29 protein-coding genes are annotated in these 23,688 nt (G+C 57.3%); 9 read left to right on the top strand and 20 right to left on the bottom strand.

The genetic code is table 11. The annotated features are described in order from the left end of the window. Genes ACR0LN_RS03225 through ACR0LN_RS03215 form a run of 3 tightly spaced genes read right to left on the bottom strand, consistent with a single transcriptional unit; the run spans position 1 to position 893 of the window. Positions 1–369 (bottom strand): hypothetical protein, encoded by a 369-nt coding sequence (locus tag ACR0LN_RS03225; RefSeq protein WP_480427755.1) that lies wholly within the window; start codon positions 367–369, stop codon positions 1–3. Between the two features lie 41 nt (positions 370–410). Next, complete coding sequence (locus ACR0LN_RS03220; protein ID WP_480427754.1) at positions 411–728, bottom strand: ArsC/Spx/MgsR family protein; 318 nt, start codon at positions 726–728, stop codon at positions 411–413. 24 nt (positions 729–752) lie between these two features. Beyond that, positions 753–893 carry a hypothetical protein gene (locus ACR0LN_RS03215; protein WP_480427753.1) on the bottom strand — a complete coding sequence of 47 codons (141 nt, stop codon included), beginning with the start codon at positions 891–893 and terminating at the stop codon, positions 753–755. Between the two features lie 51 nt (positions 894–944). Between ACR0LN_RS03215 and ACR0LN_RS03210 the strand changes: the two genes are divergently transcribed. Further along, positions 945–1,151: a cold-shock protein gene (locus ACR0LN_RS03210; RefSeq protein ID WP_008758035.1), complete on the top strand. Its 207-nt coding sequence runs from the start codon at positions 945–947 to the stop codon at positions 1,149–1,151. A gap of 83 nt (positions 1,152–1,234) precedes the next feature. Here the strand turns inward: ACR0LN_RS03210 and ACR0LN_RS03205 are convergent, their stop codons facing one another. Further along, positions 1,235–1,435 carry a hypothetical protein gene (locus tag ACR0LN_RS03205; RefSeq protein WP_480427751.1) on the bottom strand — a complete coding sequence of 67 codons (201 nt, stop codon included), beginning with the start codon at positions 1,433–1,435 and terminating at the stop codon, positions 1,235–1,237. 161 nt (positions 1,436–1,596) lie between these two features. After that, positions 1,597–2,508 (bottom strand): FAD-dependent thymidylate synthase, encoded by a 912-nt coding sequence (gene thyX, locus ACR0LN_RS03200; RefSeq protein WP_480427749.1) that lies wholly within the window; start codon positions 2,506–2,508, stop codon positions 1,597–1,599. A gap of 176 nt (positions 2,509–2,684) precedes the next feature. Between thyX and ACR0LN_RS03195 the strand changes: the two genes are divergently transcribed. Genes ACR0LN_RS03195 through ACR0LN_RS03185 form a run of 3 tightly spaced genes read left to right on the top strand, consistent with a single transcriptional unit; the run spans position 2,685 to position 4,521 of the window. Then, on the top strand, positions 2,685–3,113 hold the full coding sequence (locus ACR0LN_RS03195) for a VOC family protein (protein ID WP_480427747.1): 429 nt from the start codon (positions 2,685–2,687) through the stop codon (positions 3,111–3,113). Next, positions 3,110–3,811, top strand: coding sequence for a DUF1194 domain-containing protein (locus ACR0LN_RS03190; RefSeq protein WP_480427745.1), 702 nt, complete (start codon positions 3,110–3,112; stop codon positions 3,809–3,811). The genes ACR0LN_RS03195 and ACR0LN_RS03190 overlap by 4 nt, the downstream gene beginning before the upstream one ends. Then, on the top strand, positions 3,811–4,521 hold the full coding sequence (locus ACR0LN_RS03185; RefSeq protein ID WP_480427743.1) for a DUF1194 domain-containing protein: 711 nt from the start codon (positions 3,811–3,813) through the stop codon (positions 4,519–4,521). The genes ACR0LN_RS03190 and ACR0LN_RS03185 overlap by 1 nt, the downstream gene beginning before the upstream one ends. Here the strand turns inward: ACR0LN_RS03185 and ACR0LN_RS03180 are convergent, their stop codons facing one another. The 3 genes from ACR0LN_RS03180 to ACR0LN_RS03170 form a co-directional block, all read right to left on the bottom strand. Next, on the bottom strand, positions 4,522–5,019 hold the full coding sequence (locus ACR0LN_RS03180) for a MarR family winged helix-turn-helix transcriptional regulator (RefSeq protein ID WP_480427741.1): 498 nt from the start codon (positions 5,017–5,019) through the stop codon (positions 4,522–4,524). It abuts the gene before it with no gap. Positions 5,020–5,096: 77 nt separating this feature from the next. Further along, entirely contained in the window at positions 5,097–5,354 is a 258-nt protein-coding gene (locus tag ACR0LN_RS03175) for a succinate dehydrogenase assembly factor 2 (protein WP_480427739.1), read from the bottom strand. Beyond that, complete coding sequence (locus ACR0LN_RS03170; RefSeq protein ID WP_480427737.1) at positions 5,351–5,743, bottom strand: helix-turn-helix domain-containing protein; 393 nt, start codon at positions 5,741–5,743, stop codon at positions 5,351–5,353. Before ACR0LN_RS03170 ends, ACR0LN_RS03175 begins: the two co-directional genes overlap by 4 nt. Positions 5,744–5,834: 91 nt before the next feature. Here ACR0LN_RS03170 and ACR0LN_RS03165 point away from each other — a divergent pair, with 91 nt between their 5' ends. Then, positions 5,835–7,037: a pyridoxal phosphate-dependent aminotransferase gene (locus ACR0LN_RS03165; protein ID WP_480427735.1), complete on the top strand. Its 1,203-nt coding sequence runs from the start codon at positions 5,835–5,837 to the stop codon at positions 7,035–7,037. A 12-nt stretch (positions 7,038–7,049) separates the two neighbouring features. After that, positions 7,050–7,451: a hypothetical protein gene (locus ACR0LN_RS03160; protein ID WP_480427733.1), complete on the top strand. Its 402-nt coding sequence runs from the start codon at positions 7,050–7,052 to the stop codon at positions 7,449–7,451. 4 nt (positions 7,452–7,455) lie between these two features. Here the strand turns inward: ACR0LN_RS03160 and ACR0LN_RS03155 are convergent, their stop codons facing one another. The 3 genes from ACR0LN_RS03155 to ACR0LN_RS03145 all read right to left on the bottom strand — a co-directional run bounded on the left by ACR0LN_RS03155 (position 7,456) and on the right by ACR0LN_RS03145 (position 10,576). Next, on the bottom strand, positions 7,456–8,820 hold the full coding sequence (locus ACR0LN_RS03155) for an MATE family efflux transporter (RefSeq protein WP_480427732.1): 1,365 nt from the start codon (positions 8,818–8,820) through the stop codon (positions 7,456–7,458). A gap of 94 nt (positions 8,821–8,914) precedes the next feature. Then, positions 8,915–9,838: a polyphosphate kinase 2 gene (gene ppk2, locus ACR0LN_RS03150; RefSeq protein ID WP_480427731.1), complete on the bottom strand. Its 924-nt coding sequence runs from the start codon at positions 9,836–9,838 to the stop codon at positions 8,915–8,917. Positions 9,839–9,967: 129 nt separating this feature from the next. Continuing rightward, complete coding sequence (locus ACR0LN_RS03145) at positions 9,968–10,576, bottom strand: carboxymuconolactone decarboxylase family protein (RefSeq protein WP_480427730.1); 609 nt, start codon at positions 10,574–10,576, stop codon at positions 9,968–9,970. 124 nt (positions 10,577–10,700) lie between these two features. Between ACR0LN_RS03145 and ACR0LN_RS03140 the strand changes: the two genes are divergently transcribed. Together ACR0LN_RS03140 and parE are read left to right on the top strand one after the other, a co-directional pair. Further along, positions 10,701–11,534: a class I SAM-dependent methyltransferase gene (locus ACR0LN_RS03140; RefSeq protein WP_480427728.1), complete on the top strand. Its 834-nt coding sequence runs from the start codon at positions 10,701–10,703 to the stop codon at positions 11,532–11,534. 148 nt (positions 11,535–11,682) lie between these two features. After that, the gene (gene parE, locus ACR0LN_RS03135; RefSeq protein WP_480427726.1) at positions 11,683–13,641 is read left to right on the top strand and encodes a DNA topoisomerase IV subunit B; all 1,959 of its coding nucleotides are present in this window, start codon (positions 11,683–11,685) and stop codon (positions 13,639–13,641) included. 55 nt (positions 13,642–13,696) lie between these two features. Here parE and ACR0LN_RS03130 read toward each other — a convergent pair whose 3' ends face one another. After that, on the bottom strand, positions 13,697–14,347 hold the full coding sequence (locus ACR0LN_RS03130) for a hypothetical protein (protein ID WP_480427725.1): 651 nt from the start codon (positions 14,345–14,347) through the stop codon (positions 13,697–13,699). A gap of 387 nt (positions 14,348–14,734) precedes the next feature. Between ACR0LN_RS03130 and ACR0LN_RS03125 the strand changes: the two genes are divergently transcribed. Next, positions 14,735–15,016 (top strand): hypothetical protein, encoded by a 282-nt coding sequence (locus tag ACR0LN_RS03125; protein ID WP_480427724.1) that lies wholly within the window; start codon positions 14,735–14,737, stop codon positions 15,014–15,016. A gap of 14 nt (positions 15,017–15,030) precedes the next feature. Here the strand turns inward: ACR0LN_RS03125 and ACR0LN_RS03120 are convergent, their stop codons facing one another. The 8 genes from ACR0LN_RS03120 to ACR0LN_RS03085 all read right to left on the bottom strand — a co-directional run bounded on the left by ACR0LN_RS03120 (position 15,031) and on the right by ACR0LN_RS03085 (position 23,682). Beyond that, positions 15,031–15,471: an alpha/beta hydrolase gene (locus ACR0LN_RS03120; RefSeq protein WP_480427723.1), complete on the bottom strand. Its 441-nt coding sequence runs from the start codon at positions 15,469–15,471 to the stop codon at positions 15,031–15,033. Beyond that, positions 15,452–15,799 (bottom strand): alpha/beta hydrolase, encoded by a 348-nt coding sequence (locus tag ACR0LN_RS03115; RefSeq protein WP_480427722.1) that lies wholly within the window; start codon positions 15,797–15,799, stop codon positions 15,452–15,454. The genes ACR0LN_RS03120 and ACR0LN_RS03115 overlap by 20 nt, the downstream gene beginning before the upstream one ends. Positions 15,800–15,866: 67 nt before the next feature. Then, complete coding sequence (locus tag ACR0LN_RS03110) at positions 15,867–16,706, bottom strand: EamA family transporter (protein ID WP_480427720.1); 840 nt, start codon at positions 16,704–16,706, stop codon at positions 15,867–15,869. Positions 16,707–16,781: 75 nt separating this feature from the next. Continuing rightward, on the bottom strand, positions 16,782–17,927 hold the full coding sequence (locus ACR0LN_RS03105; protein ID WP_480427718.1) for an iron-containing alcohol dehydrogenase: 1,146 nt from the start codon (positions 17,925–17,927) through the stop codon (positions 16,782–16,784). Further along, on the bottom strand, positions 17,924–19,306 hold the full coding sequence (locus ACR0LN_RS03100) for an aldehyde dehydrogenase family protein (RefSeq protein WP_480427716.1): 1,383 nt from the start codon (positions 19,304–19,306) through the stop codon (positions 17,924–17,926). Before ACR0LN_RS03100 ends, ACR0LN_RS03105 begins: the two co-directional genes overlap by 4 nt. 90 nt (positions 19,307–19,396) lie before the next feature. Next, positions 19,397–20,758, bottom strand: coding sequence for a glutamine synthetase family protein (locus ACR0LN_RS03095; protein WP_480427714.1), 1,362 nt, complete (start codon positions 20,756–20,758; stop codon positions 19,397–19,399). Between the two features lie 57 nt (positions 20,759–20,815). Continuing rightward, positions 20,816–22,501: a Na/Pi cotransporter family protein gene (locus ACR0LN_RS03090; RefSeq protein WP_480427713.1), complete on the bottom strand. Its 1,686-nt coding sequence runs from the start codon at positions 22,499–22,501 to the stop codon at positions 20,816–20,818. A 146-nt stretch (positions 22,502–22,647) separates the two neighbouring features. After that, on the bottom strand, positions 22,648–23,682 hold the full coding sequence (locus ACR0LN_RS03085; protein ID WP_480427712.1) for a TRAP transporter substrate-binding protein: 1,035 nt from the start codon (positions 23,680–23,682) through the stop codon (positions 22,648–22,650). Positions 23,683–23,688 lie beyond the last annotated feature (6 nt).

Raw genomic sequence — 23,688 nt, 5'->3', positions numbered from 1 at the left:
CTAGAAATGCGCCTTGGGCTCGTCCGGTTTACCCGCGGCCAGCCCAAGGAGGCCCGCAACGGCCGCAAACGCCACCGGGAACATGGTGAACACGTTGAAGCCAAAGGCGTAGTACATCCCGGCTGCCGAAATCAGCAGCAACGCCCCGCCGACCAATGCCCTGGCATGCGCCATCGCACCACCGGCAATCGCCAGCAAAGGCGCGATGATTGAGGCAAGCTGAATGACCTGAGCATTATCGACCTGTTCGGCCAGCCCTTCGATCTCGCCATACCGGTCGATCAGTTCGACGTACCCATAGCCAAAAAAGCCCACGATCATGCCAATCAGGCCGGCAATTACGCCCAAAATCATTGCTGCGTTGCGCATTTAAAACCCTCTAACTTGCGTCCATTGACATAGGCACCAGCTCACGCAACGCCAAGCCCTGCCTTTGTTTCCGGGGTCCAGCCCAAAAACAATGTACCGTTTTGCTCGATCAAAGGTCGCTTCATCAGGGTTGGATGTTCCGCCAACAGCTCAATCGGAGGGCGCGCGCGCTGCGCTTCGTCCAATCCTCGCCAGGTTGTCGACCGCGTATTGAGCAAAGCCTTGCCGAAAACCTCAAAAGCCTGTGACAACACCGAATCCGGCACGCCGTCTGCCCGCACATCGAAAAATTCTGCATCTTCCAGTGATTTCAATGCCTTGCGACATGTATCGCAGGTTTTCAAGCCATAGAGGCGCATGAACGGGGTTCTCCTGTATGTGGTTCAATTTTCGGCAAATTTGCCTGCTTGTTTCGGTAATTCTTGATTTTTTACTTCACCGTGCAATGTTGAAAAAGACGAAACACGCAATTCGGGCTGTATCGTGTGGGCGATACAGTGATGTTTTGCGGCGGCGTCAATCACTGCCCCCACCAATTATGTGGGACAACGTGTAAGTAGAAGGAGACACGGGAAATGCCAACTGGCACCGTGAAATGGTTTAATACCACTAAAGGCTATGGGTTTATTGCCCCTGATGAAGGTGGCAAGGACGTTTTTGTTCATATCTCGGCCGTTGAACGGTCCGGCTTGACCGGGCTCGCTGACAATCAGAAAGTCTCGTATGAGCTGCAAGACGGACGTGACGGCCGCCAAATGGCAGCTGATTTGAAGCCTCTGTAATACAGCCCCGCATTTCGCGGGAGATCAAAACAGGCCAACGGCCAATTTCAGGCCGTTGACCGATTTCCAAAGGTTAGAAAACCTTACCCTCGCGCCGGGCCGTCCTTGGCATGAGTGAACCAGTCTTGCCCCATCGCCACAATGCATGACGTCCCGGTGGCGTAGGTAACCACCATAGTCCAATCACCCGATTTGCTGGCCCAGACCTCCATCACCTGCTCGGGTCCACGTATGCCGGTTGCCGCCCTTTCCGCGCCAAACTGCCGTTCAAGTTTCTCGTGCATGCGTTCTGTCGGCTCGCAAATCACCTCGGCAATCGGAGATTTAGCAACAGCCGGTGAAGCCAGCACAAGGCTAAGGCAAACAATTCGGGTAACGCTAAAACATGTCATGAAGCAAATGTAACAGCTTCATGACAGTGCGTATAGACAAATGATATGCGCGATTAGCCTTCGCGAATGACGGCCTCAAACTCGCGCCATTCCCGCGCGGTCATACCCGAGGTTTCCTGTGTGACCGCCTCACCCGCCAGCATACGGCGCAGGCTATCAACCATCTGAGCCGAGAGGTTTACCGCACCCAAGCGGTAATCCTCGAATGCCTTGTATGCAAAGGGAACCCAGTCGGCGACGATCTTGCACATCGTGTCGGCATAGACGCGGATTTCATATTGGGCGTGCGGGTCGGCCCGCAGACGCAGGAAGTGGAACAGGTTGTGCAGGTCGACCTTCCAATACCACTGCGTATAGATATTCGCAGGAAGGTTCATCCGCGCCAGTTCACGCGCCAGCCCCTGCTGGCCATCCTGGCTGATCATTGCCTCGTAATTGTCGTAGCAGCGCGCGCTATCGGCCTTGAGCATCTCAAGAACACGCGCGGCCTCTTCGCCTTGCAGTGCGTCACCCCGCCCCTGATTGTTCACCTCTGATTGGGCGGCCACATGGTCGGGCGCTGGGATATAGAACTCTCGGTCGAGGATCGAGTACCGCGCCGAATACTCGTTCACATTCGCCGTACGGTGACGAATCCACTGCCGGGCCACAAATACAGGCAGTTTGACGTGCAGCTTAATCTCGCACATCTCAAACGGGGTCGAGTGCCAGTGACGCATCAGATAGCGGATCAGACCCTCGTCATTCTGCACCGACTTGGTGCCCTTGCCGTAAGACACCCGCGCAGCCTGGCAGATCGCCGCGTCATCGCCCATATAGTCAATCACGCGTACAAACCCGTGATCCAGCACCTGATGCGCCGTATAAAGATGCTCTTCCATACCCGCAGCCACAACGCGGCGTGTTGGATGCGATTGCGCCCGTTGCGCGTCGATCTCGGCCAGTTGATCAGAGGACAGCGGCATGAAATTTCCTTTCCAGCAATGAGTCGCCCACCACTATATCTCGGCAATTCCCCAACCGGAACCGCGATATGTGCGCTCATTTCCTGTTATTACGAATTGTGTCCCTTCTGCCCCCTCGACACGCATGCCCCGCGCGCTAAGGTGCTGCGCATCACCTGAACAGAAAGGAAGCCACAATGGGGCTGAGATATCTTCACACCATGGTCCGCGTGAAGGATCTGGAGAAGTCGATCGCGTTTTATGAGCTGCTGGGCCTGAAGGAAACCCGCCGCTATGACAGCGAAGATGGGCGATTTTCGCTGATCTTCATGGCGCCTCCGGGGCAAGAGGATCGTCCGATCGAGTTGACCCACAACTGGGATGGCGACGACGCCTTGCCCAGCGACAGTCGCCATTTCGGGCACCTGGCATACGGCGTCGACAACATCTATGAGACCTGCCAGCACCTGCAAGACAACGGCGTCGTGATCAATCGCCCGCCACGTGACGGTCGCATGGCCTTTGTACGCTCACCTGACAATATCTCGGTCGAGTTGCTGCAGAATGGTGACGCGTTGGAACCAGCCGAACCCTGGGCCAGCATGGAAAGCACCGGCCACTGGTGATCCGCTGGCTGACAGCATTGGGGTTGGCCTTGGTGGCCAGCCCGCTTAGGGCCGAAACCTGCCGCCTGGCCCTGGCGCTGGCCATGGACATTTCAACATCGGTGGACAGAACCGAAGACGCCCTGCAGCGGCAGGGATTGGCCGCCGCAATGTCCGCGCCCGAGGTTATCGAGGCGTTTTTTTCATCACCAATGCCCGTGGCCCTGGCTGTATATGAATGGAGCGGCCGTTCCTCGCAGCGTATTATTCTGAACTGGACGCTGATCCGCACACAGTCCGATCTGCTGGCGGCGGCGGCGACCGTGCAAAACTCTGTCAGATCCGACAGGGGTTCTGCAACGGCCATGGGGCATGCGCTGGCCTTTGGCGCGACGCTGATGCAACAGGCGCCCCCCTGCCTTTTCCAGACCATCGATCTGTCCGGCGATGGGACAAATAACGACGGATACGGCCCTGAATCGGCCTATCGGCACTTTCCTTTTCAGAACATCGTCGTCAACGGGCTGGTCATCAATGCCGCCGATTTCGAGGGTGAACTGTACCTGATCCCCTTCTTCGAAAACAACGTCCTACACGGTCCCGGCGCTTTTCTGGAAGTGGCACAAGGATTCAAGGATTTCGAACGCGCCATGCGGCGGAAACTGGAACGAGAATTGAAAGGGCTGCAAATCGGTGCGCTTCAGGAGGCCGATCAGTGATGGTCAGACTTCTGGCAATAGTTCTAGCCACTATTGCCGGTCCTGCCGCTGCAGATTGTCGGCAAGCTCTGGCATTGGGGATGGATGTGTCTGGATCCGTGGACAGCGGCGAATATCGTCTGCAATTGGATGGCATGGCGGCAGCTTTGCAACGGCCGGAAGTCACTCAACTGATCCTGTCTGACATTGCCTCGCCGATACGTCTGGCAATCTTTGAGTGGAGCGAACCCGGCCACCAGCGATTGTTGCTGGACTGGACAGCCATTCAATCCGCCCGTGACCTCGAAAACATCGCAAGTCTTTTGAACAACACCCAGCGCAGCACTGCCCCACGGGGCACGGCCGTCGGCTCGGCGATGCTGTTCGGGGCTGAGATGCTGTCACAACAATCAGAGTGCTGGAAGCGCACGCTGGATCTTTCTGGCGATGGCAAACATAATCTCGGCCCCCATCCACGCGAAACCAAGAATGCTCTTGTTTCCTCAGGTATCACCATCAACGGGCTGGTTATTGGGGCGGACGACCCGAGCCATAGTGACAAACGTTATATTCAGGTCGGCGAACTGTCTGCCTATTACAATGCTTGGGTCATTCTTGGCGCGAACGCATTTGTCGAGGTCGCCCTGGGTTTTGAGGCTTACGAAGAAGCCATGACCCGAAAGCTGATACGGGAGCTCGAAGGGCTGGTCTTGTCCGACGCACGTCCCTGATCAGTAAATGTACCGAATCTGATCGGTCCAATAGCGTTCTACCCGACGCAGCGACGTGGTGATGTCGTCAATCCCTTCCAGCCCCAATACACCCCGCGTCTGCAATCCTTCGGCATGGCGAGAAAACAATTCAGCCACGGTATCGCGGATTTCCCGACCACGCGGCGTTAACCTGACCCGCACCGAGCGCCGGTCGATCTCACACCGCTGGTGATGCATATAGCCCATTTCCACCAGTTTCTTGAGGTTGTAGCTGACGTTGCTGCCCTGATAGTAACCCCGGCTTTTCAACTCACCGGCCGTGACTTCATGATCGCCGATATTGAACAGCAGCAGGGCTTGAACCGCGTTGATTTCAAGCACGCCTACCCGCTCAAACTCATCCTTGATCACGTCCAGCAAAAGGCGATGCAACCTCTCGACCAAGGCAAGTGCCTCAAGATAGCTGGTCATAAATCCCTTGGTTTCCGGCGCGGAGACCTGCATTTCCATACTCATCCGACCCTCCGATTCAGTCGCGCTGTTTCAGGCAGCATGAATCGAATTCCCGAACAATCGGTTAAGCTGGATTTTCTTTATTTTTGAAAGGTCTGCGCGATGTCCGCAATCAGGGGCCCGAACACGTCCGGCGGCTGGACCTGTCCGGTAACCCATTGATACAGATCCTGATCGTTTTCATGCAACAGCGCGTCGAACAGATCAAGACCGGCCCCGTCCATACTTGCCAGATTGCGCTCGGCGTAGGCCGACAGGATCAAATCCATTTCTTTGATCCCACGGCGCATGGACCGCATCTTCATGCGCTTGATCCTGACGTCCCGCGTTTCGGTCACTTTCCCTGCTCCAACATTAGCCGCAGTTTCTTCTCAAGCCGCGCGGCCCGTTCAGCGCTGGCGCGCATCTCGCCCCGGATGGCGCGCAACTCTGCCACCGCGTCCGACAATTCAAGATTGGCTTCGCCTTCGTCGACGGGGGCTTCCATACCCTCACCTTCCCCGGTCAACAACCACATGATCGAGACGTTTATCATCCCCGCCATCATCGACAAACGATTGGCGCGCGGTTCCGAAAGATCGTTTTCCCAGGCAACGATCGTCGACTTTTTGATGCCAAGCCGCCGCGCCAGTTGGGCCTGCGTCATTCCCGCTGCTTCACGCGCGCCAGCCAGCCGATCCCCAAATGTAGCTGCCTCTGGTCCAAACCAGTCGTTTTCGTCGTCCATCGGGGTCTCCAGTTCTTCAATTCATTCGGCTTGATCGTCATTCGGGCGCACCCTATGACAGTCAAGTTGAACATACAAACTGAGGCCGACCATGAGTTTCCTGTCTGCGACACTGTCACGCGTAAAACCATCACCCACCATCGCGATGACGGCGAAAGCTGCCGAGCTAAAGGCCGCTGGGCGCGACGTGATTGGTCTGAGCGCGGGTGAGCCCGATTTCGACACGCCGCAGAACATCAAGGATGCAGCCGTCGCTGCCATCGCAGCAGGCAAGACCAAATACACTGCCCCCGACGGCATCCCCGAGTTGAAACAGGCCGCCTGCGCCAAGATGAAACGTGACCACGGGCTGGACTATTCGCCTGCGCAGATTTCCGTCGGAACCGGCGGCAAGCAGACGCTGTATAACGCGCTGATGGCGACGATGAATGACGGCGATGAGGTGGTTATTCCCGCCCCCTACTGGGTCAGTTACCCCGATATGGTGCTGCTGGCCGGTGGCACGCCCGTCGTTGTCGAGACGACGCTGGAGAATAACTTCAAACTCACTGCCGAACAGCTTGAAGCCGCGATTACGCCCAAAACCAAATGGTTCATCTTCAACTCGCCGTCGAACCCGACCGGTGCCGGGTACAGCCGCGATGAGTTGAAGGCGCTGACCGATGTATTGATGCGTCATCCGCATGTCTGGATTATGTCCGATGATATGTATGAACACCTCGCCTATGACGGGTTCGAATTCTGCACCCCGGCCGAGGTCGAACCGGGCCTCTATGACCGGACACTGACCTGTAATGGTGTTTCTAAGGCATATGCGATGACCGGTTGGCGCATCGGCTATGCTGCTGGCCCGGTTGAGATCATTGCGGCGATGCGCAAGATCCAATCTCAGTCAACGTCAAACCCTTGTTCGGTCAGCCAATGGGCAGCGGTTGAGGCGCTGGACGGCACACAATCCTTTCTGGCCCCGAACGCCGACACCTTCAAACGCCGCCGCGATCTGGTGGTGAGCATGCTGAACGAGATCGACGGCGTCTCATGCCCCACGCCCGAAGGCGCATTCTACGTCTATCCGTCGATTGCCGGGCTGATCGGCAAGACGACCCCGGCGGGCACGGTGATCGACTCGGATGAAGCATTCGCCACCGCCCTGCTGGAAGAGGCCGATGTGGCCGTCGTATTCGGCGCAGCCTTTGGCCTGTCGCCGAATTTCCGGGTCAGCTATGCGACTTCGGACGAGGCATTGACCGAGGCCTGTACCCGCATCCAACGCTTTTGTGCGTCCCTCACCTGATCGGAGATCACGATGACCGCCGAGCTGCCCGAGTATTATTTCCGTATTCGCGAGAATGGCGCGGCGGTTTTTCGGATCGACACTGAAAATCGCAAGCGACGGATCGAGATGGATCAGATCGCGGTAATCAACATCCGAAACGGCGAGGTTAAACCGCAGGGCCAGCGCACCCTGACCGAGGCGGACCAGGCGGAAATCGCCCGCTGGATGGCGGAACGCAAAGCCATGTTGGCCCAGCGCGACATCGACGATATTCACCGGGCGGTCGACTATTTGAACCTGACAACCCAATGGGCGCAATCCAAAGCGACCGATGAGCAGCTTGAAGATGTCACTGACCGGTTGTTGCTGGCGATGCACGACCTGCGCACGGTCCTGGTGCGCAAAAAGGCGGATCGGCTGACCAAAGGTTGACCGGCTATACCGCCGGTACTCCGATCTCGCGGACTGAACGCAACCAGAATCGCGCCATCAGCAGAACAGCGGCGCAGGCAAGGCCCAGAACGAGGCCCAGCCAAACCCCGATCCCGTCCATGCCTTGCACGAAGCCAAAGTAGTACGACGCCGGAATGCCGATAACCCAATAACTGAGCCCGGCCATCACCATCGGAATCTTGGCATCCTGCAAACCCCGCAGCAGGCCCAGCGCGATCACTTGCGCCCCATCCACCAACTGGAACAGCGCAGCCATCGCCAGCAAACCGGTGCCGATCGCCAGAATTTGCGGTCGCTGCGGATCATCGGCCTCCATGAACAGCGAAATCAGCGGCTCGGCGCAGGTCAGGAACAGGATGACTGTCAGCACGGACATCACCAAGGACATGCCCGTCACCGCAATCGCGCCCTTCTCAAGATGCGAGCGGTCTTTCCGACCCAGAGCATTTCCCGCCCGGATTGTCGCCGCATTGGACAGACCCAGATGCACCATGAACGTGGCCGACGCCAGATTCAGCGCAATCCCATGCGCCGCCAGTGGCACCTGCCCCAGCCAACCCATCATGATGGCCGACATAGCAAACAGGCTGACCTCGGCCAGCGTCGTCAAACCAATCGGCACACCAAGGCGCAGGACACTGAAAAAGAACTCCCAATCCGGGTGCCAGAAGCGTTGGAACAGGCTGTGTTCGGGCAGCACACGCACCGCGTAGATCACCACGAACACCAGCGACACAATCTGCGTCACGACCGACGCAATGGCCGCGCCCATTACGCCCAACTCAGGCGCACCCCAGTTGCCAAAGATCAGCGCATAGTTCGTCAGCGCATTCACAACAGCGGCGGTGACGGTGATCCACAGAACGATCTGCGTCCGCTCTAACGCGGCCAGATAGGATTTCAGAACCATCACGATCAAAGCCGGGAACAGGCCCCACCCTGCCACGCGAAGGTATTCTGACGCAGTTTCAGCAACTTGCGGGTGTTGCTTCAAGCTGATCAGGATGGGGTATGACCACCATAGCAATGGCATCATCAACGCCGAGTAGATCAGCGACAACCACAACCCCATGCGGGTCGAACGGCGAATGCTGGTCTCGTCCTCTTCGGCGGCAGCTGTTGCGACCATGGGCATTACGGCCCAGCCAAACCCAGCGCCAAACAAGAACAACACGAAGTAATAGCTGCTGGCCAAAGTCACGGCGGCCAGTGCCTCGACCCCGTACCAGCCCAGCATGATTGTATCGGTCAGGCCAATAGCAAACTGCGCCAGATGCCCGCCGATCAACGGCAAGCCCAGCACAGCGATGGCCCGAAAGTGGCCGCGATATGTCATCACCTTGTTCATTGCACCAGCCTTATGCCCGGCCAAAGGCCGGGACAAGAGGCGATCAATGAAATTTCAAGATGAGACCGATCACGCGATCAAATAGCCCGCCGCTTTACCGCGCGTCGGGATGTAGGGAATTGCCCAGAATATGCTCGGATCGGTGGATGACATGATGTGCTTGCCCAACGATCAGAGGATCAGGTTCGCCGACAACCTCGTGGTTCTTATCCGGGTAGTCCAAAGTCGACAGGAAATGACGCATCGTATTCAAACGGGCACGTTTCTTGTCGTTTGATTTCACAATGGTCCAAGGCGCGTCTGCGGTGTCGGTGTAGAAGAACATCGCCTCTTTGGCCTCGGTGTAGTCATCCCATTTGTCAAGGCTGGCCTTGTCGATGGGCGACAACTTCCACTGCTTCAGCGGGTCGGTCTCACGGCTTTTGAACCGGCGCTGTTGTTCGGACTGCGTCACCGAGAACCAGTATTTATAGAGCTGAATGCCCGAGCGCACCAACATCCGCTCCAACTCGGGCGTCTGCCGCATGAATTCGAGATATTCGTTGGGGGAACAGAACCCCATCACACGCTCGACACCCGCGCGGTTGTACCAAGAGCGGTCGTAGAAAACCATCTCACCAACCGTTGGCAGTTCCTGAACATATCGTTGATAGTACCACTGGCCTTTTTCTTCCCAGGTCGGCTTGTTCAGCGCTACAACACGTGCCTGGCGAGGGTTCAGATGCTCCATGAACCGTTTGATCGTGCCGCCTTTACCCGCAGCATCCCGGCCTTCGAACAGCAAAACGAACCGCTGACCCGTCTCTTGCGCCCACAGTTGCACCTTCAGCAATTCGGCCTGCAACTGGGCCTTTTGTGCCTCGTACGTGCTGCGCGCCATCTTGCGGCCATAGGGGTATTTTCCGCTTTCGAACGCCTGCCGAATACGCTCGGGGCTGGGTTGAGACGGCTCACGTGTCGGTGTGGGGACTAATTTGACAGAGGGTTGTTTTTGTTCAATTTGTGCCGCAGCTTCCATTCAAACTTTCCTTTTTCACTATCCGCGGGAACGTCTAGCAAAAGGTGCGGCTCTTCGCCTTGATGCGCGTCAAAGTTTGGGCCCCAGCACAAGATTTTTTTGGGTACAGAGGGCGCTATGGCTAGGCGCTTAGCGATGCCCCCAATCCGCTGGATCGTCTGAGTTGTTTGGGGAAAGGCCCAAAATATCCCCTTCAGTCGAACATCCCAGTCCAAGTACAGTCCGGTTCGCGTAGGCGAAGTATGCGCAGACCTGATTGATCTCAAGGACTTCACCGTCGTCCCAACCCGCATCCCGCAGGGCCTGCACATCCGCTTGCACCATCTCGGCCGGGGCTTCGGTCAGCTTGCGTGCATATTGCATCGCCGCGATCTGCGCATCATCCAAAGACGCGGTGCTTAACTCTCTCGCCTCTATCGCAGTACGGATAGCGCTGCCCCGAGCTGGATCGTTCAACAAACGTTGCAACCCGCTGAAATGGTGTTCAACACAATACCCGCACTGGTTCAGCGAACTGACCCAAACGCCCAGCACCTCAAGAAACCATTTCGGAATTCTATTGGCCGAGTGGTGCAGGACGTTTTTATATAGGGCCATATGGCCTTCCATCGAATGAGGCCGCAGGGAATGCGCCATCATGATGTTGTCAACGTTGTTGTCCGGCCCAGTGACCCGCTCGTACAGTTTTCTCAGCTTGCCCGTTGCGTCGCCAAACGGAACGGTTTTTATCCAAGTCATGTTTTCACCATCCTGTTGTCCTGTCTCTCCCACCCCGCCCTGATGTCTTTCCCAGACGAAACTGGATCGGTCCACCATGTCAGGCTAAGCTGACTTAAGGCAAGGGAGGGAGCATCTTATGGAAATGGCGGAAAAAACTGTCGCGGAATGGTATGCCAGCCATCCAATTTCGGCACCGCATATATTGACGAAGCTGACAACCATCCGTGGGTCGACAACGGACGTGACCCCCCAGGACCTCTTTCCTTATGATCAGGATCACTACGACGGGCTGAACGCAAACGCCCGGCTGGCCGACAAAACTCAGATGAAATCCGGTGATCGCGTGCTGGATGTCTGTGCCGGGCTGTGCGGACCTGCACGCTGGTATGCGACCGAGCACGGCGTTGATGTAACAGGTGTCGACATCAGCCCCAATCGCGTCGAAGGAGCGAAAGAACTGAACACCCTTGTTGGGTTGCATGACCACGTCCACCCGGTCTTGGGCAGTGCAATGGACCTGCCCTTCGATGAAAACCAGTTCGACGCTGCGGTCAGTCAGGAATCATTTTTGCACATTCCCGACAAAGCCAAAGCGCTTTTCGAAATTTTTCGCGTTTTACGCCCCGGCGGGCGATTTGCGTTTACGGACTGGGTAATGCACTCCCCCCTCCCTGAGGATGAATTGGAGCAATACCGCCAGCGCTTCGCCTGTCACTCATTGCTCAGCATCCCTGAATACGAAGCCCACTTGGAAATGGCCGGATTCGAAATCGTCTCTTCAGATGATGTCACTGCGTCTTGGGGCGAAATTCTGGCGCGGCGGTTCAGTATGTATCAAACACTGGATGCCGAAGCTGAACGCGCGGGCAACCCGTCCAAAGGGGATGAATTCCTGAAAATGTACGCTCAATTCGTGAGTGACGTGCAAAATCGACGGATCGGCGGTGTACGCTTGACGGCTGAAAAACCTAAATAACTCTGATTTGATCTGCCTCCCAGCAGACACGGGGGGCTTACCTATTCGGTCTTGATGCAACCAAACGCCCACAAGACCTCGGGGCCCTCTTCCCCCGGACCACATCACCTGCCATAATGGGTCAAACTCAAGAACAAGAGCAGCCCATATGCCCGACGATCTGTTGACGCCCAGCGCGACCGCCACCTATGACGCCTCCTCGATTGAGGTGCTTGAAGGTCTGGAGCCGGTCAGAAAACGCCCCGGTATGTATATCGGCGGCACCGACGAGCGCGCGCTACACCATATGGTTGCTGAAATCCTCGACAACTCGATGGACGAAGCGGTTGCAGGCCACGCCAACCGGATCGAGGTCGAACTGCACGCAGATTACGCCCTGACCGTGCGCGACAACGGACGCGGTATTCCGATCGACCCGCATCCAAAATTCCCCGACAAATCGGCGCTTGAGGTAATCCTCTGTACTCTGCACGCGGGCGGTAAATTCTCGGGCAAAGCCTATCTGACTTCAGGCGGTCTGCACGGTGTGGGTGCGTCCGTAGTGAACGCGCTGTCGGATTCGATGGTCGTGCAGGTGGCGCGCGACAAGCAATTGTTCGAACAGCGGTTCTCGCGCGGTATCCCGCTGGGTCCGGTGGAAAAGGTCGGCGCGGCTCCGAACCGACGCGGCACGACCGTGACCTTCCACGCGGATGCCGAGATCTTCGGCCACCACAAGTTCAAACCGGCACGCCTGTTCAAATCGATCCGCTCCAAGGCCTACTTGTTCTCGGGCGTTGAAATCCGCTGGAAATCGGCCATCGACGACGGCGAGACCCCGACCGAGGCGTCATTCCACTTCCCCGGTGGCCTGTCGGACTATCTGAAAGAGACCATGAACGGCTCCTCGACCTATGCCGAGCAGCCATTCGCGGGCACCGTGGACTTCAATGAGAAGTTCGGCACCCCCGGCAAGGTCGAATGGGCAATCAACTGGACGCCTTCGCGCGACGGGTTCATCCAGTCCTACTGTAACACCGTCCCCACCCCCGAAGGCGGCACTCATGTGGCGGGTTTCTGGGCGGCGATCCTCAAGGGGATCAAGGCGTATGGTGAGCTGATCAACAACAAGAAAGCGGCACAGATCACCCGCGACGACCTGATCACCGGCGGCTGCGCGCTGGTGTCGTGCTTTATCCGCGAGCCGGAGTTTGTGGGTCAGACCAAAGACCGTCTGGCCACGGTCGAGGCGCAGCGGCTGGTCGAAAACTCGGTCCGCGACCACTTCGACAACTGGCTGGCCGCAGACACGAAATCCGCCGGCGCCATTCTCGACTTCCTCATTCTGAGAGCCGAAGAACGTCTACGCCGACGGGCCGAGAAGGAAACACAACGTAAGTCCGCCACTAAAAAACTTCGTCTTCCCGGCAAGCTGGTGGACTGTAGTAGTTCAACACGCGACGGAACCGAATTATTCATCGTCGAGGGTGACTCGGCGGGCGGTTCGGCCAAAATGGGTCGTGACCGCAAGACTCAGGCCCTGCTGCCCTTGCGCGGCAAAATCCTGAACGTGCTGGGCGCGGCCAGTTCGAAACTGGGCACCAATGCCGAGATCAACGACCTGACGCAAGCGCTGGGTGTGGGTCTTGGCACCAAGTTCAACGTCGACGACCTGCGCTATGACAAGATCATCATCATGACCGACGCGGATGTCGACGGGGCGCATATCGCCTCGCTGCTGATGACGTTCTTCTTCACCCAGATGCGCCCGATGATCGACGCAGGCCATCTGTACCTCGCCTGCCCGCCCCTCTACCGCCTGACCCAAGGCGCCAAGCGCGTCTATTGCCTGGACGAGGCTGAGCGGGACGAATGGCTTGAGAAAGGTCTGGGCGGCAAGGGCAAGATCGACGTGTCCCGCTTCAAGGGTCTGGGTGAGATGGACGCCAAGGACCTGAAAGAGACCACGATGGACCCCGCGTCCCGCAAGCTGATCCGCGTCACCATCGACGAGGACGAACCCGGAGAAACCGGAGACTTGGTCGAGCGTCTGATGGGCAAAAAACCCGAACTGCGGTTCCAATACATTCAAGAGAACGCGCGGTTTGTGGAGGAGTTGGATGTTTGAGCATTCTTCGCAGCGCGAAACAAGCTTCTGACTTCACACAAAAATATCACGCCACTTACTTTGTTACCGGATAGGCGTACGAGCCAACTATTTGGCCGGCTTCCGAAAGACTCAAGTTTACTTCGTACTTCAGGACCAATTCGAAACCAGTAAGGGAAACAAACAAAGAGGGTGCCCGTTCTCGATATTGCTCAATGGACCAATATGCAGCAATGAAGCCGACTGGCTGATTCTCTTCATAAGAAACGAAGTCTTCACTCACAACTCTGTGAGGGCCATCAACTCTAAAATCGTGATAGGTTAACCAATCTTGGATACCATCAAGGTCTGCAAGACTTCGTGAAACGCGAAAAATACAAACGTCTGCGCCGCTTCCGTAACCAACTCTTTCCCAATCGAACTTAAGTAAATTTGGTCTTTCTTTGTATTGTTCTTCTTCTGTCAAACAACTTTCTACATCTGGATAGTTGCGAATAGCTTTTCTGTACTGCTTCCATCGCGCTTGTTCGCTGTCCATAACGTAACCTAAGAACAGAAACGGCTCGGTGGTTTGGTCGGAAAGATGGTCATATTCGATCACACATGTATCGGTCGGTCTGCAGGACTCCCAAATATCCACCTCGGCCTCCTCCGCCGCCGTAGGTTTTAAGGTGACAAGAAATGCACCTGCAATCACCAAGATTCCAATAGCTGAATTTCGCCGCATTTTCCCTAGAACCCTTGGTTGAGAAGTTGCTCTGGAAGAAGTTGAACCCAATTACCAACTTTCACAAAGTAGGGTTTACCCGACCTCCAAAAGGCCTGTGTAATAGAATTCGAAGATAAGGCACTTTGATAGCATCCTAGTGAACCTCGCGCTCACATATATCGACGGTTCGGACGCGTGTTGGATGCACTGCATCAAGTATTGGTCGGATGGAGCGGGACGTCTCCACAACCCGTAGGCAGGGCTTCAGCCCGGCACCCGCAAACCTCTTGCCTAACCCGTTGATCTCGTTCACACTTACCCCAACCCGTCATTCAAGAACGACATTTGAGGTTCCGAGCGTCCAAGACCCAAATTTAAAAACGGATATCCGAACGGGAGGACGACATGAAAACACTATCACTCGGGCTGGCCTTTGCCCTGCTCGCCAGCCAAGCCAGCGCACAGCAGATGCTCAGCACAGCATCCCCTATTCCGGACGGCGCAGAGTCGCGGTTCTGCTATTACGACGGCATGGCCTATTCGCAGGACGCCTTTGTATTATTGACCGGCGACAACACCGTTACCGAAACGATCAGCACCATCCAGGAACGCCTGTTGCGGTGCCATCGCGAAAGTGACGGCACCCTGAAATGGAAACCGCAGAGCACGTTCTCGACCAATAACTGAACGCCCAGGGCGTCTTAGCCCAGCTTCTGGTCCAGCCAGTCCGCGATCTGTCCGGCGGGTCTCTCCCAGCCGGGCTCCATGAACAGGAAATGCGCGTGGTCTTCCACGGGCATAAAGGTCGCGCGGTCTCCGTAGCGTTTCGCCAAGGCACGGCAGGTGTTGGGATTCACGGCCCGGTCCTCGGTGCCCGAGACGACCAGCACCGGACAGTCGACCTTATCCATATCCACTTTCATCGCGTGGTGGTCGTCGAACATCCAGAAGAACATCTCAAACATCACCCTCCCGCTTTCAGCACCCAGCTGGTCGAACACCGCGTGCTGCTGCGCCTCGGGCATCTTGTTCAACGCAAAGGGGGCCATCAGGCCAAACTCCACCCGCATGGGCTGTTTCCAGAACGCCCCGCCCTCCATCAGCGCGCGGGGAATAGCGCGTTCATCGTCGGTTTCGGGCAAGGTGCCCCACGGCGTTCGGGTTGATCAGAACGATGGTACTGGCAAGCCCGCGAGAGGCCACCTGCTGCGCCACCACACCTGCAATTGCGTGGCCAAGGATGACAGGCCTGCTGTCCAGCCCCTGCACGAATTCTGCGATGTCATTGGCGTAGTCCATCACGCTGGTATCGGTCAGGCGGGGATCGGGTTCGGCTTTGGGGTCGCCACCATGATAGCGCAGCGCGGGCGTGTGCACGGTCCAGCCTCGGTCGCGGAAGAACCCCGCGTAATCCTGCATGCACCACGGCCCGGCAAAGGCTCCGTGGATAAGAACAATCTCTTTGGTCATGAAAACGCTCCTTCCTATCTCATCAGTATGAGAGATCGGTGGCGTTTTCGGCAAGGTTCTCATTGGTCTAGACGGCTAGACCAATCAGCGCCACGCCAAAGGCCATCAGAACGGCTGCCCCCAGCCGCCGTATCCAGTTACCCTCATGCAGGAAGACGAACCCGATGAGCGCTGCAAAGATCACCGAGGTTTCCCGCAACGCCGATACGGCCCCCAGCGGAGCAAAGTTCTTGGCATAGAGCACCAGCCCATAGGCGGTCATCGAAACCAAACCGCCCAGAATGCCGATCATCCAGACTTTGGCGGGCAGTGCGGCCAGCGTGTGTCGCTTTCGCAGCCCGACGAACCCGGCGATGAACAGATGCAGAAACGCGCCCCAAGCCCAGTAGCTGAGCGTATTGCCCGACAAGCGCACTCCGATCCCGTCGACCACCGAATAGACCGAAATGCAGATACCTGTGCCGACGGCAAAGCCCAACGCCGCAAGACCCACGCCCGAGCGCAACGCGCTCCAGCTGCTAAGCTGAATGCCCAACGCAATCAGGGCGATGCCAGCCCAGGCTTGCAAGGGCAGAACCTCGCCCACCAAAAGCATCGCCCAGAGCGACACCAGCGCGGGCACGATGCCGCGAGCGATGGGGTAAAAGACGCTGAGGTCGCCATGCTGATAGGCTTTGCCCAGCATGAAGTAATAGCCGAAATGCACCACGGTCGAGAGCAGAATGTAGACAAAGCTCTCGGCGCTTGGCAGCGGCAGGAGCACCACCATGACTGAAGCCGGAATGACATGCCCCAGCGCCACCAGACCAAGGGTGGTCGTCCGGTCAGCGGCGGTTTTGACAATGGCGTTCCAAACCGCATGCAGCAAAGCCGCCGTCAGAATGATGACGATGACAAACACAGTCACGGCTGACCCTCCCACCCAATAGAGAACCGGCCCGTCAAACAGGCCGGTTTCGCTGTTGACACAGCTGATCGGTGATCACAATGCGGTTTTGAACAGCGCGGTCAGATTGTCCTCGGTCAGTTCAATCGGGTTGCCACCACAAGACGGATCAATGATCGCGCCCTGCACCAGATCTGGGATTGCATCCTCGGTTACGCCCAGATCGGACAGTTTGCGCGGGATGCCCAGCGAGTCATTGAACTCCTGCACGAAAGCGCGGAAGCCATCAAAGCCGCCGTCAATGCCCAGATAGTCGGCTGCCATCTGGAAACGATCGGCAATGGCCGGAGCGTTGAATTCCAGCACGGCAGGCATGCAGACAGCGTTGGTGGTTCCGTGGTGCGTATTGAAATGCGCGCCGACGGGATGGCTCATGGCGTGAATGGCGCCCAGACCTTTCTGGAATGAAGTGGCACCCATGGACGCCGCGCTCATCATATGTGCCCGGGCTTCGATGTCGCCACCATCGGCGTAGGCGCGGGGCAGATACTCTTTTACCAACCGCATGCCTTCCAGGGCGATGCCCTGGCTCATCGGGTGGTAATGCGGGCTGGAAAACGCCTCGACGCAGTGGGCAAAGGCGTCCAGACCGGTGCCAGCCGTGATGAACTTGGGCATGCCGACGGTCAGTTCCGGGTCACAGATCACAACTGTCGGCAGCACCTTGGGGTGGAAGATGATCTTCTTGGCATGCGTCTCAGAGTTGGTGATGACACTCGCACGGCCAACCTCCGAACCCGTCCCGGCAGTTGTCGGAACAGCGATGATGGGCGCAATGGCGTCGGCATCGGCGCGGGTCCACCAGTCGCCAATGTCCTCAAAATCCCACACAGGGCGCGTCTGACCGCACATGAAGGCAACCATCTTGCCCAGATCCAGCCCCGAGCCACCGCCAAAAGCGATCACCCCGTCGTGTCCACCTGCGTTATAGGCGGCAACACCGGCATCGAGGTTCTTTTCATTCGGGTTCGGGTCCACGTCACTGAACAGACCCCGCCCCAGGCCTGCGGCCTCCATGATGTCCAGCGTAGCCGTGGTGATCGGTAAATCGGCCAGCCCCTTGTCGGTGACCAGCAGAGGTTTTTTCATCCCTGCCGCCGCGCAAGCCTCGGGCAGTTCCTTGATGCGGCCAGCGCCGAATTTGATTGCGGTCGGATAGGACCAGTTTCCAACAAGGCTCATGATGTTACTTTCTTCAGATGGTAGGATTTGGGGCGAGTCAGGTTGTGGTAGCCAATGACCGAAAGGCCACCGCCCCGCCCGGTGTTCTTGCAGCCGGTCCAGCACAGGCCCGGGTCCAGATAATCGGCCCGGTTCAAGAATACGGTACCGGTTTCGATCTGATCGCCTACGCGCGCCGCCCGATCCACATCACGAGTCCATAGGCTGGCGGTCAGACCAAATTCGCTGTCATTCATCAGTGAAATGGCTTCCTCGTCCGAGGATACCTTCATGATACCCACCACGGGACCAAAGCTTTCATCCCGCATCACCCGCATATCATGGGTGACATTGGTCAGGATTTGAGGTGTCAGATACGCGCCTCCGTCATCCTCGGGGAAGGTGTCGATATGCGCCACGGCACCCGCCGCGATGGCCTCGGCGATCTGCGCCCGCACCTCATCGGCAAACCGCACATTGGCCATCGGGCCGATCGTCGTTTCGGCATCCAGCGGATTGCCCAGCTTGTAGCCCTTCACGATCTCAACTGCCTTGGAAACGAAATCGTCATAGAGGCTTTCATGCACGTAAATCCGCTCGATCCCGCAGCAGCACTGACCCGAGTTGAACATGGCGCCGTCGATGAGTGTATCGACCGCGGCGTCCAGATCAGCATCTTCCATGACATAGCCGGGGTCCTTGCCGCCCAGTTCGGTACCGACGCCGGTAAAGGTGCCCGCCGCAGCGTGTTCCATCGCCTGACCACCACCGACCGAACCGGTGAAGTTCACAAAGTCAAACGCATTGCCTGCGATCAGGTCGTTGGTGACGTCATGGCTCAGGAAAACGTTCTGGAACACATCCTCGGGCACGCCTGCGGCGTGGAACGCCTGCGCCATGCGCTCTCCGACCAACAGGGTCTGCGTCGCATGTTTCAGGATGACCGTATTGCCCGCGATCAGCGCCGGAGCCACCGTATTAATCGCCGTCATGTAAGGGTAATTCCAAGGCGCCACCACAAACACCACCCCATGCGGAATGCGTTTGATGTAACGTTTGAACATCTCATCCTCGCCAACGGCAATATCGGCTAAAGACGCCTCGGCAATCTCAGCCATGTGGCTGGCGCGCTCGTTGAACCCGCCAAACTCACCGCCGTACCGCACCGGACGGCCCATCATATGCGCCAGCTCTGGAACGATTTCATCGTTCATCGCGCCCACTGCCGCAACACCTGCCATCACAAGATCAACCCGCTCTTGCAACGGCCTTGCCGCCCACATGGCCTGGGCCGCCCGCGCCCTATGCGCAACCTCAAACGCCGCGTCCCGAGACAATACTTCTCGCTCCGCAAAAACCGATCCATCGATCGGCGAGACACATTTCAACATCTGCCCCATTTTCACTCCATTTCGAAAGAAACAGGATCCCCTGCTTCATCTGGCCATAAATACCTCGGGGGTCTGGGGACAGAGCCCCCAGCCAGCCCTCTACGCCCGTTCAAAACCGCGGGCGATTTCCCAATCGGTCACCACACGCTCGAACTCTTCGATCTCCACTTCAGCAGCACGCGCGTAGTGATCGACCACCTCATCGCCCATGGCAGCCCGCAACATGGCCGAGCCATGCAGCGCATCCCGTGCCGCGCGCAGGGTGCCTGGGATCATGCCCGTATCGCCCTGATACACATCGCCTGTGGCGGCGGGCTGCAACTCCAACCCTTCTTCTATGCCTGCGATCCCCGCCGCCAGCATCCCGGCCATCGCCAGATAGGGGTTCATGTCCGATCCCGGAATTCGGCACTCAACCCGCACCGCCTTGGTGCCGTCGCCACACAAACGATACCCTGCGGTCCGGTTATCCACCGACCAGATGATCCGCGTCGGCGCAAAGGTGCCCTTCATGAACCGCTTATAGCTGTTGATGTAAGGGGCCATGAAATAGGTGTAGTCAGCGGCGTATTTCAGCAGACCGGCCATGTAGCTTTTCATCAGCGCCGACATGCCTAGCTCATCCGACTTATCGAAAAACGCCGGTTGCCCATCCTTCCACAACGACTGATGCACATGGGACGAGCTGCCCACCTTGTCGTGATGCCATTTCGGCAGGAACGTCGCCGCATGGCCGTGCTGCCATGCGATCTCCTTAACGGCATTCTTCGCGATCGAGTGATACTCGGCCGTCTCCATAGCCGAGGCATATTTGATGTTCAGTTCTTCCTGCCCGGTCTCGGCCTCGCCCTTTGTGTTCTCAACCGGTATCCCCGCATTCCAAAGATGGTTGCGGATCGGTCGCATCACATGCTCTTCCTTGGTGGTCTGAAGGATGTGATAATCCTCGTTGTAGCCCGAGATCGGCTCTAGGTCTCGGAAGCCTTCCTTGCGGATCTGATCAAAGCTTTTCTCGAAAAGAAAGAACTCCAATTCGGTCGCACACATCGCGTCGTAGCCCATGGCTTTCAGCCGGTTCACCTGCTTTTTCAGGATCGAACGCGGAGCATGCGGTACTTCCTCATGTGTGTGGTGATCCAGTACATCGCACATCACCATCACTGTGCCCTCAAGCCACGGCACTGGGCGCAGCGTGCTCAGGTCCGGTTTCATGACATAATCGCCATAACCCCGTTCCCAGCTTGTTGAGGCGTAGCCGTCGGGTGTGCCCATCTCAAGATCAGTCGCCAGCAGATAGTTGCAGCAATGCGTTTCTTCCCATGCGCTTGCCACAAAATGTCCTGCGTGGAACCGCTTGCCCATCAGCCGCCCCTGCATATCCACCATACAGACCAGCACAGTATCGACCTCACCGGCATCGACCCTAGCCTTCAGGTCGTCCAAACGTGCTTCATTGCCCATCGTGTTTGTCCTTTGTCACCCTAAGAGACTGTAGTCTCTTGCTTGCGTTCCTGGCCGTTAGTCCTCGGCCGTGTCCTTTTCCATTTCCATAACCAACCGCGTTTCCAGAACCTGCCCGCTTTTGTAGAGGATCGGATAGGCAATGGCGGCGATGTGTCCGTGCAGGTCCCGCATGGCCCGCAAAGTCTCAAGATGCAGATCGCTAGACCGGAAGCTTTCAGTTTGCCCACGCTCCAGCCGTTTCAGATGCGCCTTTCGGCTTTGGCGCGACAGCCGTTTGACTTCGGCCTTGTCCAGCACCAGACGACGGGCGCAATCCATGTCGTCGACCAACAGGACATGACGCGCCAGCGAAAAGCTTTCCAGAACGGCGGCATGCAGATCCTTCAACTCTTTCCAACCTTGAGTGGAAAACTCGCTTCGTTCCGTGTGTTTGATCTGTGCGGTACGCGTCATCCGGTTCGACACCACGTCGCCCGCTGCCTCCAATCGGATGGCATATTCCACCAGACCACGCGCCGTTTTGACCTGCGTCTTGCTCATATTCTGACGTGGCATTCGCGCGACAAAGCGCCGGATGTCCGTCAGTTGTGCATTCACCCTTTCATCCTGCTGCCACAGGGCTGAAATGGCGTCGCTGTCATCCTTCTCGTAGATATCCAAAACCGGTCGGAACATGCGTTCGACCTGCGTGACCATTTGCAACAGCTCATGCCGGACCGAGGACATCGCCACCTTCGCTCCCGATGCGTCAGGCTCGCCCAGCGGGCTGAGCGCGTCTGAAAACTGATCCATCACATTTGTCTTGGCCTTGGGTTCGGGCAACAGCAGAGCAATCGGTTCTTCCATCCAGTTCACAAAGCCAGTGGCCAAAACAAAGACGGCCAAGTTGAACCCGATATGCGTCAGAATAAGCGACTGCCCTGCCCCAGCGACCATCAGCGCGTGGTGCGCGACAGTCACATTGACCACGATCAGCGTCACCAGCGCCGCACTCCCCCGCAGCAACAGGTTGGCAAGTGGAATACGCCGGGCCGAGATGGTCAGGTCGCGCGTCAGCCAAATCGGAATAATGGCTGAGCCCAAATTGGCCCCCAGCACCAAAGAGAGCCCTGCTGCAAATGGGATCGCGCCGATCTGCACGAGCGTCACACACATAAGGATCGTCGCAACCGAGCTGTGCATAACAAAAGCCAGCACCGCGCCAACAATAAAAGCGCTGAAATAGTCGCTTTCCAGATAACCCGCGATAGCTGGTAAAAAGGCGCTTTCGCGGATCGGTTCTACAGCGTCACGCAGAAACTGGAGCGAGATGAGAATGAATGCAATGCCCAGAACGATCCGCCCGATCAGACGCACATTAGACCGCTCGGATTTCAGATAGAGCCAGCCGCCCAGCGCCAGCAGCACCGGCTGCAACCATCCCAGATCGTAGGACAGTACCTGAATTACCAGCGCCGCGCCCAGATCGGCCCCCAGCACTCCGGCCAACGCGAGACCAAAGCTTACCATCCCCGCCGCCGCAAAGCCTGTCAGCAGAACCGTCACCGCAGCCGAGCTTTGCAGGATTGTGGCCAGAACCATACCGGCCCCACCTGCAACAAAGGTGTTCGAATGGCGCGTTAGGATAGATTGGAACAACGCGCCAAACCGACGTTCGATGCCTGTGCGCACCAATCGCACGGCAAACAACAGCAACATGGTCGCCGCAAAAATCTCGATTAAAAATCCTGCAATAGCCATCAGTTTTCACCCCGCCGTATAGGGTCGCGCTGTTGCACCCCCAAGTGTCCGCTTCCTATTCTCGTGATGAGAGATTGCATGCGAGGTGTCGTGTCCGTTGTTTCAATCCCGACGCACTATCTTTCGCGCGCGTCGGGACATTGGGTTTAGCTGTACCGATAAGGCCGTCCGGCCTTGAGCATTTCAGCGTTGTAGCGTTTGAAGATGTCGACAACCTTTGCCTTGGTTTCCGACTCGGCTGCGATCTCATCCCAGAACTTGACGGCGGCTTCTTCGACGGTTGCCCATTCCTCGTCCGGGATTGTGGTCAGCTTCAACTTGGTGCCGTTGACCCGCAGGTTGGCTTCGCCACCCCAATACCACCACTGCCGGTAATAGTGGGATTGATCACAACAGACCTTAAACAGAGTTTGCAGGTCCTCGGGCAGTTCGTTCCAGCGATCCATGTTGGCAAAGAAGTGACCTGCCCAGGCGCCAGAGATGTTGTTGGTCAGGAAATAGTTGGTCACATCGGCCCAGCCGACTGTGTAATCCTCGGTAATGCCAGACCATGCGATCCCGTCCAACTCGCCAGTCTGCACGGCGACTTCGATATCTTCCCACGGCAGTGTGACAGGCACCACGCCAAACTGGCTCAGGAACCGGCCCGCTGTTGGAAAGGTAAAGACACGCTTGCCCTGAAGGTCCGCAAGACTGTTGATCGGGTCCTTGGTTGCGAAATGGCACGGGTCCCAAGCACCGGCGCTGATGTGCTTGACGCCGACCTTGGAGTATTCCTCGTCCCAGATCTCGTTCAGGCCCCACTGGTTGAACAACACGGGCACGTCCAAAGAATAACGAGACGCAAAAGGGAAATAACCTCCGAAAACAGTGACTTCAGTCGGCGAGGCCATCGAGTCGTCGTCCGACTGCACCGCGTCGATGGTGCCCTTCTGCATGGCGCGGAAAAGCTCTCCTGTCGGGACCAGTTGATCGGCGTAGAACAGCTCGATCTGCATCCGGTCGCCAGCTATCTGGTTGAACATCTTGATCGCGGGGTCGATCACGTGCTCGGCCAGCGCTGGACCAGCATAGGTCTGCATCCGCCATGTAATGGTGTTCTGCGCCAGCGCGGGTGTAGCCAGCGGCGCGGCTGCAACGCCGACCCCTGCGGTTTGTAAGAACTTACGTCTTGTCGTCATGTTATT

The sequence above is a fragment of the Ruegeria sp. AA6 genome, from assembly GCF_056542865.1.
The sequence above is the reverse complement of the archived record's forward strand: the minus strand, read 5'-3'. Positions and strand labels throughout refer to the sequence as shown.